Raw genomic sequence first — 14501 nt, forward strand, 5'->3', positions numbered from 1 at the left:
GAAGCCGGGAAGCCGGGAAGCAACTTATCCCCAACTGGGACCACGCCTCTTTATCGTGTCCGTCATCACCCATAGAATAGTACACATGTTCGAATCGGCGAAGCGCGAACCCATTCCAGGAGCCACCTCCGGGCACGCCGATGCCCGCCCGCCAGTCGACCCACCTCTCGACCCACCAGTCGAGTTGCCGGCGATCCCCACACCGGAGGACGCCCGGGCGTTAATCGCCCTTCGCGCGTCCCTCGCCGGCATGATTCCCGCCGCCACGATATCCACCAGCCTTGATGTCTCCGGCCCTGGCTCCTCTGACCATGATTCCGATGCCGCCTCCACGGCCTCCCCGGTCTCCACCGCCGCCCCCGCCGCCCGCGATGCAGCGCGCGCTCCCAAGCCTCGCTTCGGTCCGAGCGAGGCGGAACTGGCAGCCGTGGCACGCGAGGCCGAGGCCATCACCCGGATCCGCGCGTTGGAGGACCTCAAGGCCGCCTGCGCTGCGGCTCAGGCCCGCGAGACGGCGGCCCTCCACCAACACCGACACCGCGAGGAAGCTGCTCGCGGTATCCCGGAGTCCCAGCGCGGGCGCGGACTGGGGTCTGAGATTGCGCTGGCCCGCCGCGTGAGCCAACAGCGTGGCAGCATCCAGCTGCGCCAGGCCCTCCACTTCACCGGAGATTTGACGAACACCCTCTCCGCCCTGCAATGCGGCCAGATCAGCGAGGAACATGCAGCCACGGTGGAACGGCACACCCATTGGCTCCCCGAACAGGCCCGCCGGAGCGTCGATTCCACGCTGGCGGACCGGCTCCCCGAGTTGGGGATTCGCGATCTCCTACTGGAAACCCAGGCGTTGGCCCATCGCACAGATCCGGAAGCGGCAGCGGAGCAGTACGACCAAGCCGTGGCCACCCGGCATGTGAACCTCAAGCCCGCTGAGAACGGCATGGCCTATCTGACGGCCCTCCTGCCCGCGCTGGAAGCCGCTGCCTGCTATCAGGCCCTGACCGACCAGGCAGGGACGGAAGTGGCCTTCGGGGAAGCCGAGGGGCGCAGCCCCCAGCAGGTCCTCACCGACGTCATGGTCGAACGTCTCACCGGCCGCAGCAAGGGCGAGGCCTCCCCGGTGGAGGTCCAGCTCATCATGACTGACGCCGCACTGTTCGCCGGTGACAACGAGCCCGCGTGGATCCCCGGCCACGGCCCCCTCCCGGCCGCCGTCGCCCGGAAACTACTCGCCGGCACCGGAGCATCCGGCGCCGCTGGACCATCCGCATACTCCGAGGCCGCCAAGACTGCCGAAACTGCCGAGATCTCTGAGGCCCGGGTATTCCTGCGCCGGCTCTACACATCACCCGAGACCGGACAACTCGTGGCCATGGACTCGCAGCGTCGTGAGTTCTCCGGAAAACTACGGCGCATGATCGTTCTGCGGGACAATATCTGCCGCACGCCGTACTGCGGGGCGCCCATCCGGCATATCGACCATGCCACGCCTCATCGCCAGGGCGGCCCCACCAGTTACGGCAACGGTTCCGGCCTCTGCGCTCGCTGCAACTACACCAAGGAACACCCTGGATGGTCTCATCGAGCATCCCCGAACAAACTCGAGATCACGACCCCAACGGGACACCGCTATTCCAGTCGGTCCCGGCCCCTCTCGGCACCACCCAACGCATCCGCCCTGGATTCGTCCGCATCGCCGAACGCATCCGCACCTGCCATCACCGCTGTCTCCACCCTGGGGCCCAACCCTGTCACTGACATTGGAGTTGAAATTGGCATGGGAGTTGGCGCTGGAGTTGGCGCCGGCATTGGGGTCGACGCTGGCCCTGCTGGACGTCGGCGCGGATCAAGGGATCCGGCCTGCTCCACAGATTCGCCCGTGACGGTGAGATTGCCGGCACCCACTCCGTCCCTCGCAGCAGGCCGGCGCAGAGATCTCGAAGGCCATCGAACCCATGAGCACATCAGAACCGTTGACCATATGAGGCCGAGGATGCGGCCCGGAACACGGGTGGAGTACGCGAGGGCCGCCTAAGTGGACCGACTATGCCGAGGTCGGTTGAGGCGGGGCCAACTGGGGCGGGACCAACCGAGGCTGGACCGGCTGAGGTAGTGCTGGACAGGGCTGGACCAACTGGGGTGGGGCTAGCTGGGGCTCGACCCGCTCAGCGGGCACCCTTGCGGATGAACCCGGACTGGCGCCCGACGACCTGGCCGGCCTGCGGAGAGACCACGGTCTCCTGGGTGGCTGCTGTGAAGGACCACCCGTCCTCGGCATTGCCGTCGCGGAGCAGGAGCTCGGCGGTGGGGTCGGTGTTGCGCTTGAGGATGGCCAAGGCGATCGGGCCCATCTCATGGTGCTGGGCCACCGAGGTGACGGTGCCCGCTGATCGAGCGGTGGCGGCCTCCGCCTCGGATTCCGGACGCACGATGACGTCAGAACCAGGAGCGGGCAAGGTGTGGCCGGAACCGTCAAGTTGCAGGAAGGTCAGCCGACGGGGAGGACGCCCCAGGTTGTGCACGCGGGCAATCGTCTCCTGGCCCTTGTAGCACCCCTTCTCGAGGTGCACGGCGGTGCGGACCAGATCGATCTCGTGCGGGATCGTGCGCTCATCGGTGTCCATCCCATGCCGCGGCCGCAGGGCGGCGATGCGCAATGCCTCGGAGGCCATCGTCCCGGCAAAGCTCCAGCCCTCCGGCAGGGCGGCGTCCTCACTCGGGGATGCACGACTCGATGGATCAGCCAGGTCTTCCAGCAACGACACCGGCACCAGGTACTCATTCCAGGACCAGTCCGCGGCAGGGTGCTGGGCAGGATCCGGGTCATCGGTGTAGGGGAAGCCGCCCTCGCCGATGCGCGGCCACGGGTCCTCCCAGCGGGCGATGTCCTCCCGCTCGTCCCATCCGGGGATAGCGGCGGTGGACCCCACAGCGGCGATCTCGCCGGTGCGGTCCGCGATCTCCACGCGGGAGGCGAACTTCATCTTCTGCAGCCAGTCGGCCAGGCCGGCATTCTCCCCGGGCTCGACGGTGAGCCAGGTGGTCTCGCCGTCGTCCACGAGGTGGCAGTCGAATTCGATGCGGCCCTGGACGTCCAGGAAAAGAGTCTCCGTGGAGGTCCCCGGTGCCAATCGGTCGAGCTTCTGGCTGGTCAGCACGTTCAACCAGGTCAGGCGGTCCGGACCGGAGACAGTCACGACGCCACGGTGGGAGAGGTCGACGACGGCAGTGCCGGCATCCAGGGCCCGCTGCTCAGCGGTGGGCTGGCCGTAATGGGCGGCCACGGAGGCGTCGGGGCCGTTGCCGGCCACTGCTCCAGGAATTGACAACATGCGGGGCCTCAATCTCAGTTCGAGGTGCGGGGCGCGCCGGGAGCCAGGCGCCCCTGGGTGGGATCGGGCATCCGGTCCAGGATGGCCGACGCGTGCGGTTCTTCACCGGCACCGGCGTGGTGGGTGGCGTCCCAACGCCAGAACAACTGACCGTTGACCAGGCCCATGATCCGGGAGCCACCCTCATAGGGGCCGGCCGCCGAACCGCGCAGCACGGAGTCGGTCTTCAACTGCAGCTGCGGGCCCTTGATGACACCGTAGTAGAGCTCGGTCAGGGAACCGGGGTGGGAGATCTGCGCGGTGATCGGGAAGGATCCGTCCTCACGACGGAAGGCCTCCACGTCATCAGCGGACCGGAGGACCGGGACCACGTCCCCGGGACTCATCCCGGGTCCCACGTCGCCATCGCGGCGGTCTCGGTCCAGCGACCAGAAGCCGTTCTCCACGGTCAGCGGCCGCAGCAGGGTGCCGTCCGCCTCGCTCAGCCAGGACTCGGCACGGTATTCGATGAACGGCAGGCGATGGTCGGTGAAGTCGACCCGCTGATAGAAGATCTCGGTGCCGTCGTCGCCGGAACCGAGCCGACCCTGCCCCTCCCACGCGCCGATGAGCCAGGACAGCGGAGCGAGCTCCGGGGTCAGGTCAAAAGGCAGTTCAGTGGGCACGAAGGCTCAGCGCTGGCCCTTGTACAGGCCGGAGACCACGAGCACGGCGAACGCGGCCATGGCCAGTCCGGCGATGACGAGAAGAACGGTGAAGAAGACCTCGAGTGCAAGAAGGGACATGCCCCGATCCTACTCCAGACCGGTGGCCCCCGCGTGCGGGATTACTCGAGGCGCGTGCCGTCCGCGTCCCGGCCTGCCACATGGCGTCCGTGCTGGACCTGTTCGAGCCAGAAGGTAACGAATTCGTCCGAGGGGTAGGTGTCCAGATCCCGCTGGATCGCCTGCAGGATCTGGTCCCCGTCCTGCTGGTCCACGGCGTCGATCCGCAGGACCTCCTCCTCGTCGCTGCGCCGGCGCACCACCACGGAGACGCCGACGACGTCCGCCCCGGAGCCTCCCAGGACCTGGGTCAGCACGCCGCCGACGAAGCGGAAGACCCGCTCGAAGGCGTCGTCACCGCCCTCTTCCAACGCCACCGTGTAGTTCGCTGCGGCCATTTCCTCAGACGCGGTTTCCTCAGACATGTTTTCTCCTCCCGCCGGTCAGACCGGCATGATCCTGAACACAAAATAGGTCAGCAGCCCCACGACCGCCACGGGCGCCACCCCCAGGGCCACCGCGGCACGGCGCCCCAGCGGCCTGCCCAGCCCGCGGTCCGGGGCGGTGCGTCCGGTCAGGACGAGCACCAGCCCGCCCAACAGCCCGGCCACCACGGAGGCGGGCAAGGACAGCGCGCCCCAAGAGGCCGGCCACAGCGGCTCCAACACCACGGGGACGACGCCGGCCAGCACCAGGGACAGCCCAGCGGCCAGCCCGCGGCCGCTCCGGCCGGGGAACGGCACCAATCCGGCCAGGGCCGCGAGCGCCAGGGAGAGGCCCACGGAGACGGCGAGCGGGCCGGCGTCGTACCGGGCGAGGGCGACCCACCCGGCGCCGGCGCAGACGACGGCCACGCCGGTGATGGTGCCGGCCGTGGACTCCAGCCGCTGGGGGCTGCCGGAGCCGCGGAAGAGCTGGACCATGAAGGCGGCCACCACGCCCAGCGCCACGCAGACGGCGATGGGTTCGATCAGGGATGCGCCGAAGGCGGTGGGGCCCTCTCCGGGACCCTGGCCGGGCCACAGCGACACGGCGCCGACGGCCGCCAACCCGGACACGCCGAGCACCGCAGTGAGGGATTTCCGGGCCGGCGCACCGAGCAGTTGGGGCCAGCCTAGGGCAGCCGCGATGACCAGAACCGCGGCGATGGCGACCGTGAACCACGGTCCGCCGAGGCAGGCGGCTCCCACGAGCACGGCGGTGATCGCGGCGGCGGCGGCCAACAGTGGATGCTTCACGCGTCCATCCTGCCATTGTCCAATCCGTATAATCGTCCTGACCCGGAGAGGAGTCCACCTTGGCCCTGTTGCTGTTGCTCTCCGGAGCGTCCGCCGAACCCGAATCGATTCTCGAGGCTCTCGCCTTCCTGGACCACCGCACCGTCGCCGGCCCACCGCGGGCCGAGGTGTTGCTGCGCCACCCCGAGGCCGACGTCGTCCTGGTGGATGCCCGCCGAGACCTGACCGGCGCCCGCAACCTGTGCCGGGCCCTCTCGACCGCCTCCCCCGGGCTGCCGCTGCTCCCGGTGCTGACCGAGGGCGGCCTGGCGGGCTTCTCCCCCGCGTGGGGCGCCCGTGACTTCCTGCTGGACACGGCGGGCCCGGCCGAGGTGACGGCCCGGCTGCGGTTGGCCACCCTCCCCGCACCCGGTGACGGCCCGGGCTCCGACCAGCCAATCCGCGCCTCCGGCATCTTCGTGGATGCCACCACGTACACCGCCCAGGTCAACGGCGTGCCGATGAACCTCACCTTCAAGGAGTTCGAGCTGCTCAAGCATCTCGTGCAGCACCCGGGCCGGGTCTTCACGCGCGAACAGCTGCTCCACGAGGTGTGGGGCTACGACTACTTCGGCGGCACGCGCACGGTGGACGTCCACGTGCGCCGGCTGCGCGCCAAGCTGGGCCCGGACCAGGAGCAGCTGATCGGTACCGTGCGCAACGTGGGATACCGCTTCGTCCCGCGCGACGCCCCGGGAGAATAACCCGCACAACGACTAGGGTTGAACCATGGACCACCCGCACGAATCCCCGTCCTTGTCCACCAGTGCCGGCCGCCTGGATTCCGGGCTGCTGCGCGATCTGACGGCCCTGGCCGAGGCGGCCGAGTCCGCCGACGGCAATCCCCCGTTCTCCGACCAGACCTGGGTCGAGCTGCGCACCACGGACGACCCGGACCGGGTCCGGACCGTCACCGCATGGCTGGACCACCAGGACGGCCGTGACGGCGAACTGGCGGGCGCCGCCGTCGCCATCTCCGCGGGGCCGGGTGCTGGGCCCGGAACCCTCGAACTGGTGGTGCACCCCAACTGCCGCTCCCAAGGAGTGGCGACCGCCCTGGCCCGGGAACTGGATGCCGGCTTGACCGAGAAGTACAACGCCTGGGCGCACGGCAACCATGCTGCCGCGGCCCGGCTGGCCGAGCAGTTCGGCTACACGCCGGTCCGCGAGCTGCTGAGGTTGCGCCTCACCCACCAGGTGTCCCAGGACGACGTGGAGAACGGTTCCCTCCGCACCAGCGTGTGGGACGGCACCGCCCCTGAGGGCATCACCCTGCGGTCCTTCGTGCCCGGCGCGGACGACGCCGCGTTCCTGGAGACGAACGCCGCGGCCTTCGCCGACCACCCTGAGCAGGGCTCGCTGGACCAGACCGACCTGGATGCTCGGAAGGCCGAGCCGTGGTTCGATCCGGCCGGGTTCATCCTGGCCGAGGATGCCGATGGAACGCTGCTGGGCTTCCACTGGACGAAGATCCACCCCGGCGCCGATGGGCATCCACCGCTCGGCGAGGTCTACGTGGTCGGCGTCGGCCCCCAGGCGCAGGGCCGCGGCCTGGGCCGGGTGCTGACGGTGGCGGGCATCCGCTACCTGCAACAGCAGGGCGTGGAGGCGGTGATGCTCTATGTGGACGCGGACAACACCGCGGCCGTGGAGCTCTACCGCAAGCTCGGCTTCGTCCGCTGGGACACCGATGTGATGTACACCCCGCGCGGGTAGTCCAAGTCCTGGCCGGTCGTGGCCGGTCGTGGCCACAGGGCGTTCAGCGCCGGATACGATGGGGCGCCACGCCCCCTTTTCCGAAAGTGGATCCCGCATGCCCCAGACTGCAGCCCGCTCGACCGCCGACTTCCACGACGCCGCACCCTCCGCCTCGGTCCTCGCCGCCGGAGTGGTGCCCTGGCGCGCCTCGGGTCAGGGGCTCGAGGTGCTGGTGATCCACCGCCCCCAGTACGACGACTGGTCCTGGCCCAAGGGCAAGCTGGACGACGGCGAGACCCTGCCGGAATGCGCGGTGCGGGAGGTCCGCGAGGAGATCGGGCTGGTGGTCGATCTGGGGCTGCCGCTGCCGACGACCCGGTACACCATCGGCGCCGCCAAGACTCCCAAGGAAGTCTGGTACTGGGCGGCCGAGGCCTCCCGGACCACGCCGGTGCCGGACGGCCGCGAGGTGGACCGCACCGAGTGGATGAGCGTCAAGAAGGCCCGCGCCGCCCTGACCAATGCCACGGACCGCGAGCCGCTGGAGGCCTTGGTCGCAGCCCACCGCAACAAGACCCTGCGCACCGCCCCGTTCATCATCCTGCGCCACGCGAAGGCGAAGCCGCGCTCCTCCTGGTCCCGCGCGGAGGACCAGCGGCCCCTCGCGGCCACGGGACAGCGGCAGGCGATGTCCGTGCGTCGTTTGTTGGGGTCCTGGAACCCGGACAAGGTCATCACATCCCCGTACCTGCGCTGCGTGGAGACGGTGACCCCGTACGTGAAGGACACCAAGCGCGGGTTCAAGGAGCTCGGGGCCTTCAGTGAGAAGACGGCGAAGAACAACCCCAAGAAGTCGCGCAAGGAGATGGCGGCCCGGCTGGGCAAGCAGCGCTCGACCCTGCTGTGCACCCATCGGCCGGTGTTGCCGGAGATCCTCGAGGTGTTGAAGGACGGGGTGCTGGACTCGAATGACGCCGTGCTGGCCGCCCTGCCCCGCAAGGATCCCTACCTGAAGCCCGGGGCGGTCATCGTGGCCCACCAGGCCCTGGATGCCGGGGGCAAAATCGTGTCGATCGAGGTCTACGACGTCTGGGACGACTGAAGTAGCCTCATCGCATGAGCACCCAGGGCAGCAGCACCGAGACCCCCAAGATCGTCCATGACGACCTGCGCGTGGAACGCGACCCGGACCGCGGCCGGATCGAACTGTGGCAGAAGGAGCAGTTCATCGGCTTCCTCGGCTACACGGAGCAGACCGTGGGCGAGGAGACCGTGGTGATCCTGCAGCACACCATCATCGACGAGGCCTTCGGCCGCCGCGGTTACGCCCGCGCGCTGGTGACGATCGTGCTGGAGCGCCTCAAGGCCGAGGGCTTCCTGATCGTCCCGGAATGCTCCTACGTGCAGGACTACCTGCGGCGCTACCCCGAATACGCGCCCTTGGTTTTCAAGGGCGGCTTCGAGGGCGAACTGTAATTCATACGCCTTTCGGATGTGTCAATGGGTTGATACATTGACACATAATCGAAGGGGGAGTACATGGGCAACGCCATGGGATGGGCCGGGTCCACCGGCATAGGACTGGCCGTAGGGCTGGGCCTGCTGTACGTCGTCCTGCGCGGCACGGCGTGGAGTCCCGGCCGCGGCGACCCCGTGCGGGCTGTGCGCACCCACGCGATGATCGCGGCGCTCATCGCCCTCTTCGCCTCCGGCACCGCCGGGCTGGCTGCCCTGGCCACCCCGGAGCAGTTTGGCGTCTTCGGCAACGGGTTCAGCAACGGCGCCTTTCCGGTGACCACCGAGACCGATGGGGAGACCGTCCGGAGCATTATCAGCGCCCCGCTGCCTCCCCTGCCCTGGTACGAGGCGCTGGGGATCGCCCTCAGCCCGGTGGTGGCCTTCGTCTTGGTGTACGCCGTGGCGCAGTACACGTGGCCCCGGCAGACCGGCGCCGTGCGCATGGCCCGTCTGAGCGACCGCCGCGCCAGCGAACTCCTCCCCCGCCACCTGACCGGTGTCACCGCCGTCATCATGCTGGCCGCCGCCGGGTTGGTGGCGCTGGCCTGGCAGACCCCGGCGGTTCGGGCGCGCGAGATCACGGAGACGTGGCGTGACGAGTACGGCGGCTCGGAGAGCAGTTGGTTCGAGCCAGGATCCCGCGGCGGCGGGGACATCGCGCCCTGGCTGCTGCTGGCCCTGGTCCTGGCCGCCGTCGGCTTCGCGATCGTGCTGCGGATCATCGCCCGGCGCCCCACGCTGACCGGACTGCACCCCCGGGACGACGACCTCGTGCGGCGCATCGCCGTCAACCGCGCCCTGCGCACCGTGGCGGTCATGATGCTGGGCATCGGCGCCGCGGGGTTCAACGCCTGGGCGAATGCTGACGCAGCGCTGGCCCGCCATACTGAGGATCGCTACTCCACCCCCTTCATGCCCTGGCTCGGCCTGGCCTCGCTTCTCGTGATGCTGGTCCTGCTCTTCTGGCGGTCACCGCACGTCGCCGAGCTCGGCTCCCACACGGTGCAGCACCGCGAGGCGTACGACGCCGGCCCGTCGCCTCGGTCCTCCCGCGCACCGGGCACCGCCCGCGCCGTGCTGCGCCTGCGCCTGGACGGGGCGACCCTGGCGTGGATGGTGGCGGCGCCGATCGCCGCACTGGTGGGCTACTTCTCCTGGGCTCTACCCCACACGGGAACGTCCGTGGTCGGGTCTGCCGGTCCCGCCTGGGGGTCCGCCTGGGACACGTGGTCGATGGTCCTGTGGTCGGCGCTGCCCTGCGCCGCGGCCCTGGTCATTCTGGGCTTCACCGAGTTCGGCGTCCGCCGGGGACACAGCCCGTCCTGGGAGCCGGCCACCACTGGCAAGTCGTCCCGCTGGCCCGTCTACGCCCTCGGACTGTCCATGCTCCTGGCAGCGGTGTGGTGCGTGCTCTGCCTGACCACGAAAGTGCAGCAGACCGAGCTGGCCACCGCGCTGGCGGCGACGACCGCGGCCTTCGCTTTGACCGCTCTCGCCCTCGCCCGTCTGGCCCTGCACCGCCCGCCCCTCGGCCATGCCACTGCCGAGCAGGACGCCGCGATCCGCACCGGCGGGGCCAACCGCCTGCTGGCCGTCGGCGCCGCGGGCATCCTGTCCGTCACCGGTGCCGCCCTCCTCGCCGGCGTGCAGGTCTGGCATGGCTTCATCAGTGGCACCATCCTGAATCTCGGGATCAACGACCTGCCCGACGGCCTGCTCCTGATCCGCACCCTGACGGTCTTCGCCCTGTTCGGCCTCATCGTGGCCTGCGTGATCGCCCCGGCCCCCGACGTCCCCGGGGCCCGGCTCCGGCCCCGCCAGGACGAGCGGGAGGCCGCGCGTGAAGCCGAACGGGAGGCGCCCGTTTCATGAGCGCCGAGATCGTCCTCGACCTCTCCTCACCGGTCCCGCCGTTCGAGCAGCTGCGGGCTCGCATCACTGCCCTAGTCGACGACGGGTCCCTCACCCCGGGCTCTCGGCTTCCCTCGGTCCGGGCGCTGGCCGCGGACCTGGGGATCGCCGTCGGGACCGTGGCCCGGGCCTATCGGGAACTGGAGGCGGCCGGGTACGTGGTCTCCCGGCGCCGGCACGGCACGACGGTGGCGGAGGCGCCCCCGCGGCAGGGACCGGGAAGTACGCCGGGGAAGCAGGCGGGTCAGGAACGGGACTGGCCGGCCGACGTCGTGCAGGCCGCCGAGGACCTCGCGCGCCGGGCGGCAGCGGCGGGTTTCAGCCCTGAGGAGACGGTGGAACTGCTGACGGGGGTGGCCCGTAGAATGCACGGGTGAGCATCTCCACCCCGTATGAGGACCTGCTGGCCGATGTCATGGCCACCGGTGCCGCCAAGACAGACCGCACCGGCACCGGGACGCGCAGCGTGTTCGGCCGGCAGCTGCGGTACGACCTCGGCGCATCGTTCCCGTTGATCACCACCAAGCGCGTGCACTTCAAGTCCGTGGCACTCGAGCTGCTGTGGTTCCTGCGTGGCGATTCCAACGTCCGCTGGCTGCAGGAGCGCGGCGTCAAGATCTGGGACGAGTGGGCAGACGAGGACGGTGAACTGGGCCCGGTCTACGGCGTGCAATGGCGGTCCTGGCCCACCCCGGACGGCGGGCAGATCGACCAGATCGCGAAGGTCGTGGACTCCATCCAGACCACCCCGGACTCGCGCCGCCACCTGGTCACCGCGTGGAATCCGGCCGAGGTGGACGAGATGGCCCTACCGCCGTGCCACGCGATGTTCCAGTTCTACGTGGCCCCGCAGGAGAACGGCCCCGGGAAACTCTCCTGCCAGCTGTACCAGCGCTCGGCGGACCTGTTCCTCGGGGTGCCGTTCAACATCGCCTCCTACGCCCTGTTGACCGTCATGATGGCTCAGCAGACGGGACTGGAGCCGGGCGAGTTCGTCTGGACCGGTGGCGACTGCCACATCTATGACAACCACGTGGACCAGGTCACGGAGCAGCTCTCCCGGGAGCCGTTTCCCTACCCGCAGCTGAGGTTCAACCGGACCCCGGAGGACATCTTCAGCTACGCCCTCGAGGACTTCGAGCTGGTCGACTACCAGCACCACCCGACGATCAAGGCCCCCATTGCCGTCTGACAGTACCCCCATCCGCATCGGCATGATCTGGGCCCAGACCCCGGATCGCGTCATCGGCGCCGACGGCTCCATGCCGTGGCACCTGCCCGAGGACCTCGCCCACTTCAAGGACCGTACCCACGGCCACCCGGTCATCATGGGCCGGCGTACCTGGGACTCGTTCCCGGAGAAGTTCCGGCCCCTACCGGGACGCACGAACATCGTCGTCTCCCGGCGCCAGCAGTCGGCGGAGGTGATGCGGGCGGCGGGCGCCGTCGTCGTCCCCGGGTTCCAGGAGGCCCTCGAGGCCGCGAGCGAAGCGGACGGGCTGGACCTGATCTGGGTGATCGGCGGGGCCACGCTGTACGAGCAGGCGCTCGATGTGGCGACCCTGGCGGAGATCACCGTGATCGAGACCGACGCCGCCGGTGACACGTACGCCCCCGCACTGGACGGCCAATGGACCCGGACCTCTCTCGAGGAGCACCGCACCGACTCCGGGACCGGGTACCGCTTCGAACGGTGGGAACGCGCCCACGACGACCACGAGGACCGCTCATGAACGCGCTGCTGAACAAGACCACCCTGACGTTCATCGCCTTCGTCGCCTGCCCGATCCTGGGCCTGGTGACCGCCGTGATGGGACTGGTCATGATCTTCACGGACAACGTGGTGATGGGCGTCGTCTTCCTGGTGGTGCTCACCCAGGTGTTCATCTTCGGTGGGCTGTGGGCCACCCTGAAACGCAGGTCACTGACCGAGGACAGCTCCGGCCAGTAGACTGTGGGGCATGCTTTCCCCAGAATCAGCACTCCAGACCGCTTCCGACCCCGCCGCCAACCCCACGGTCGGCCTCATCGGCTGGCGCGGCATGGTTGGCTCCGTGCTCCTGCAGCGGATGGCCGAGGAGGGGGACTTCGAGCGCCTGAACCCGGTGTTCTTCTCCACCTCCGCCGCCGGTCAGCCTGCGCCTGCCGTGGAAGGACTGAAGGGCGATGCGGGGCTCCTGCAGGACGCCTATGACATCGAGACGCTGGCCAAGCTGCCCGTCATCCTCACCACTCAGGGCGGCGGCTACACCTCCGAGGTCTACCCCAAGCTGCGCGCCGCGGGCTGGAACGGGATCTGGATCGACGCCGCCTCGACGCTGCGCATGGAGGACTCCTCCATCATCGTGCTCGACCCGGTGAACCGGAACGTCATCGACGCCGGCCTGGCCTCGGGCGTCAAGGACTTCGTGGGCGGCAACTGCACCGTCTCCTGCATGCTCATGGGCTTGGGCGGCCTGTTCAAGGCCGGCCTTGTGGAGTGGGGCACCGCCATGACCTACCAGGCGGCCTCCGGCGGCGGCGCCCGCCACATGCGCGAGCTGCTCACCCAGTTCGGCGACCTCCACGGCGTGGTGGCGAACGAGCTGGCCGATCCCGCCTCCGCCATCCTCGAGATCGACCGCAAGGTCACCGCTGCCCAGCGCGACGGCTCCCTGGACGCCTCCCAGTTCGGCATGCCGCTCGCCGGATCGCTCATCCCCTGGATCGACGCGGACCTCGGCAACGGCATGTCCAAGGAGGAGAAGAAGGCCGGCGACGAGACGAACAAGATCCTCGGTCACTCGGCAGCCCAGCGGGTGCCCTTCGACTCCCTGTGCGTGCGCATCGGCACCCTGCGCTCGCACTCCCAGGCGCTGACCCTGAAACTGACGCGGGACGTGCCGCTGGACGAGATCGAGCAGATCATCGCCTCGGACAACGAGTGGGTCTCTCTGGTGCCGAACACCAAGGAGGCCTCAATGGCCGACCTGACCCCGATCGCCGCCTCCGGCGCCATGACCATCCCCGTGGGCCGGCTGCGCAAGATGGAGATGGGCCCGGAGTACCTCTCCGCGTTCACCGTGGGCGACCAGCTGCTCTGGGGCGCCGCCGAGCCGGTGCGCCGCATGCTGGCCATCGCCACCGGCAACCTCTAGGGCCTGCTGCGCCGCTTGCGGTAGGTCTTCTTCATGCCGTCTGCGGGCAGGAAGGGCTCCGGCCATTTGGGGTGCAGTCCATCGCCGAGCGTGATTCCGCGCATCCGGCGGCCGAACATGGGCAGCACCCACTGGCGCAGCCACTCCACGTCCCGGCTGACAGACTGGACGGGACCCAACCGCTCACGGGGACCGAAGGGCTCGAACTCCAATTGGTGCCGGACGCCCAGGATGTTGAGAATCTGGATGGCCATGTAGCGGTGCCCCGCGCGGTTCATGTGGAGCTTGTCAATGTCCCACATGCGGCGGTCATGATAGACATCCCACGTCCAGTAGTCCACCAGCGTCACGGAGTCCGGGTACCGGCGGGCGAGCTGGCGCACGTTGTCATTGAAGGCCCAGTTCCTGCGCTTGAACCGTTCCAGCACGGGGTGCAGGGGGACGTCGAACCCCGTGAAGAGGAGCACCTGCGCACCGGAGGACACCAGCCGCTCGACCGCCCGCGTGTAGTTCTCCAGGACCAGGCCGATGTCCTGGCGCACCTCGAGGAGATCGTTTCCGCCCGCATAGAAGCTGATCAGGTCTGGACGCATGGCCAGGGCCGGCTCGATCTGCTCCTCGACGACACCGGCGAGGCGCCGGCTGCGGATCGCCAGGTTCGCGTAGCGGCTGCTCGGGTCCGCCTTGGACAACTGCTTGGCCACCCGGTCCGCCCAGCCGCGTACCCCGTTGGGGTGCCGGGGCTCCCAGTCGCCCACCCCTTCGGTGAAGGAGTCGCCGATGGCCACAAACAATCCGCCCATGGTGGGTGACGGTAGGCAAGCCACCCGTCAGCACCGTGACCAGCCGGTGACGGCCACGTGA

General features: G+C 69.3%; 16 protein-coding genes. 11 read left to right on the plus strand and 5 right to left on the minus strand.

Annotated elements, in window-relative coordinates:
- Positions 1-85 precede the first annotated feature (85 nt).
- Positions 86-2035, plus strand: a complete 1950-nt coding sequence (locus C8E99_RS08525; protein ID WP_147301210.1) for an HNH endonuclease signature motif containing protein — start codon at positions 86-88, stop codon at positions 2033-2035.
- A 130-nt stretch (positions 2036-2165) separates the two neighbouring features.
- Here the strand turns inward: C8E99_RS08525 and ygfZ are convergent, their stop codons facing one another.
- From ygfZ to C8E99_RS08545, 4 genes are all read right to left on the minus strand, one after another.
- Positions 2166-3332, minus strand: coding sequence for a CAF17-like 4Fe-4S cluster assembly/insertion protein YgfZ (gene ygfZ / locus C8E99_RS08530; protein WP_211309009.1), 1167 nt, complete (start codon positions 3330-3332; stop codon positions 2166-2168).
- A 14-nt stretch (positions 3333-3346) separates the two neighbouring features.
- Positions 3347-3997, minus strand: a complete 651-nt coding sequence (locus C8E99_RS08535) for a nitrobindin family protein (RefSeq protein ID WP_115931934.1) — start codon at positions 3995-3997, stop codon at positions 3347-3349.
- A 161-nt stretch (positions 3998-4158) separates the two neighbouring features.
- Entirely contained in the window at positions 4159-4521 is a 363-nt protein-coding gene (locus C8E99_RS08540) for a hypothetical protein (RefSeq protein WP_115931935.1), read from the minus strand.
- An 18-nt stretch (positions 4522-4539) separates the two neighbouring features.
- Positions 4540-5334: a hypothetical protein gene (locus C8E99_RS08545; RefSeq protein WP_115931936.1), complete on the minus strand. Its 795-nt coding sequence runs from the start codon at positions 5332-5334 to the stop codon at positions 4540-4542.
- A gap of 59 nt (positions 5335-5393) precedes the next feature.
- Here C8E99_RS08545 and C8E99_RS08550 point away from each other — a divergent pair, with 59 nt between their 5' ends.
- The 10 genes from C8E99_RS08550 to asd all read left to right on the plus strand — a co-directional run bounded on the left by C8E99_RS08550 (position 5394) and on the right by asd (position 13637).
- Positions 5394-6077, plus strand: coding sequence for a winged helix-turn-helix transcriptional regulator (locus C8E99_RS08550; protein ID WP_115931937.1), 684 nt, complete (start codon positions 5394-5396; stop codon positions 6075-6077).
- A gap of 25 nt (positions 6078-6102) precedes the next feature.
- Positions 6103-7089 carry a mycothiol synthase gene (gene mshD, locus C8E99_RS08555; RefSeq protein WP_115931938.1) on the plus strand — a complete coding sequence of 329 codons (987 nt, stop codon included), beginning with the start codon at positions 6103-6105 and terminating at the stop codon, positions 7087-7089.
- A gap of 97 nt (positions 7090-7186) precedes the next feature.
- The gene (locus C8E99_RS08560) at positions 7187-8173 is read left to right on the plus strand and encodes an NUDIX hydrolase (protein ID WP_115931939.1); all 987 of its coding nucleotides are present in this window, start codon (positions 7187-7189) and stop codon (positions 8171-8173) included.
- Positions 8174-8187: 14 nt separating this feature from the next.
- A complete protein-coding gene (locus C8E99_RS08565; protein WP_115931940.1) occupies positions 8188-8547 on the plus strand; it encodes a GNAT family N-acetyltransferase in 360 nt (119 codons plus the stop codon).
- A 63-nt stretch (positions 8548-8610) separates the two neighbouring features.
- Positions 8611-10461: a hypothetical protein gene (locus C8E99_RS08570; RefSeq protein ID WP_115931941.1), complete on the plus strand. Its 1851-nt coding sequence runs from the start codon at positions 8611-8613 to the stop codon at positions 10459-10461.
- Complete coding sequence (locus tag C8E99_RS08575) at positions 10458-10877, plus strand: GntR family transcriptional regulator (protein WP_115931942.1); 420 nt, start codon at positions 10458-10460, stop codon at positions 10875-10877. Before C8E99_RS08570 ends, C8E99_RS08575 begins: the two co-directional genes overlap by 4 nt.
- 38 nt (positions 10878-10915) lie before the next feature.
- A complete protein-coding gene (locus C8E99_RS08580) occupies positions 10916-11692 on the plus strand; it encodes a thymidylate synthase (protein WP_245952461.1) in 777 nt (258 codons plus the stop codon).
- The gene (locus C8E99_RS08585) at positions 11682-12233 is read left to right on the plus strand and encodes a dihydrofolate reductase (protein ID WP_425452881.1); all 552 of its coding nucleotides are present in this window, start codon (positions 11682-11684) and stop codon (positions 12231-12233) included. Before C8E99_RS08580 ends, C8E99_RS08585 begins: the two co-directional genes overlap by 11 nt.
- Positions 12230-12451, plus strand: a complete 222-nt coding sequence (locus tag C8E99_RS08590; RefSeq protein ID WP_115931944.1) for an NF038396 family protein — start codon at positions 12230-12232, stop codon at positions 12449-12451. Before C8E99_RS08585 ends, C8E99_RS08590 begins: the two co-directional genes overlap by 4 nt.
- 10 nt (positions 12452-12461) lie before the next feature.
- Complete coding sequence (gene asd / locus C8E99_RS08595) at positions 12462-13637, plus strand: aspartate-semialdehyde dehydrogenase (RefSeq protein ID WP_115931945.1); 1176 nt, start codon at positions 12462-12464, stop codon at positions 13635-13637.
- On the opposite strand, the gene C8E99_RS08600 is transcribed toward asd, so the two are convergent.
- Positions 13634-14440: an SGNH/GDSL hydrolase family protein gene (locus C8E99_RS08600; protein ID WP_115931946.1), complete on the minus strand. Its 807-nt coding sequence runs from the start codon at positions 14438-14440 to the stop codon at positions 13634-13636. The two genes, asd and C8E99_RS08600, sit on opposite strands and share 4 nt — an antisense overlap.
- Between the last annotated feature and the right edge of the window lie 61 nt (positions 14441-14501).

The organism is Citricoccus muralis, assembly GCF_003386075.1.
Lineage (GTDB): Bacteria > Actinomycetota > Actinomycetes > Actinomycetales > Micrococcaceae > Citricoccus > Citricoccus muralis.

What these genes read in the sequence shown, in the direction of transcription:
- C8E99_RS08590 (WP_115931944.1), top strand. Translation starts at nt 12,230, where the DNA reads ATGAACGCGCTGCTGAACAAGACCACCCTGACGTTCATCGCCTTCGTC.
- C8E99_RS08560 (WP_115931939.1), top strand. Translation starts at nt 7,187, where the DNA reads ATGCCCCAGACTGCAGCCCGCTCGACCGCCGACTTCCACGACGCCGCA.
- C8E99_RS08580 (WP_245952461.1), top strand. Translation starts at nt 10,916, where the DNA reads ATGGCCACCGGTGCCGCCAAGACAGACCGCACCGGCACCGGGACGCGC.
- mshD (WP_115931938.1), top strand. Translation starts at nt 6,103, where the DNA reads ATGGACCACCCGCACGAATCCCCGTCCTTGTCCACCAGTGCCGGCCGC.
- C8E99_RS08540 (WP_115931935.1), bottom strand. Translation starts at nt 4,521, where the DNA reads ATGTCTGAGGAAACCGCGTCTGAGGAAATGGCCGCAGCGAACTACACG.
- C8E99_RS08570 (WP_115931941.1), top strand. Translation starts at nt 8,611, where the DNA reads ATGGGCAACGCCATGGGATGGGCCGGGTCCACCGGCATAGGACTGGCC.
- C8E99_RS08565 (WP_115931940.1), top strand. Translation starts at nt 8,188, where the DNA reads ATGAGCACCCAGGGCAGCAGCACCGAGACCCCCAAGATCGTCCATGAC.
- ygfZ (WP_211309009.1), bottom strand. Translation starts at nt 3,332, where the DNA reads ATGTTGTCAATTCCTGGAGCAGTGGCCGGCAACGGCCCCGACGCCTCC.
- C8E99_RS08575 (WP_115931942.1), top strand. Translation starts at nt 10,458, where the DNA reads ATGAGCGCCGAGATCGTCCTCGACCTCTCCTCACCGGTCCCGCCGTTC.
- C8E99_RS08525 (WP_147301210.1), top strand. Translation starts at nt 86, where the DNA reads ATGTTCGAATCGGCGAAGCGCGAACCCATTCCAGGAGCCACCTCCGGG.
- asd (WP_115931945.1), top strand. Translation starts at nt 12,462, where the DNA reads ATGCTTTCCCCAGAATCAGCACTCCAGACCGCTTCCGACCCCGCCGCC.
- C8E99_RS08600 (WP_115931946.1), bottom strand. Translation starts at nt 14,440, where the DNA reads ATGGGCGGATTGTTTGTGGCCATCGGCGACTCCTTCACCGAAGGGGTG.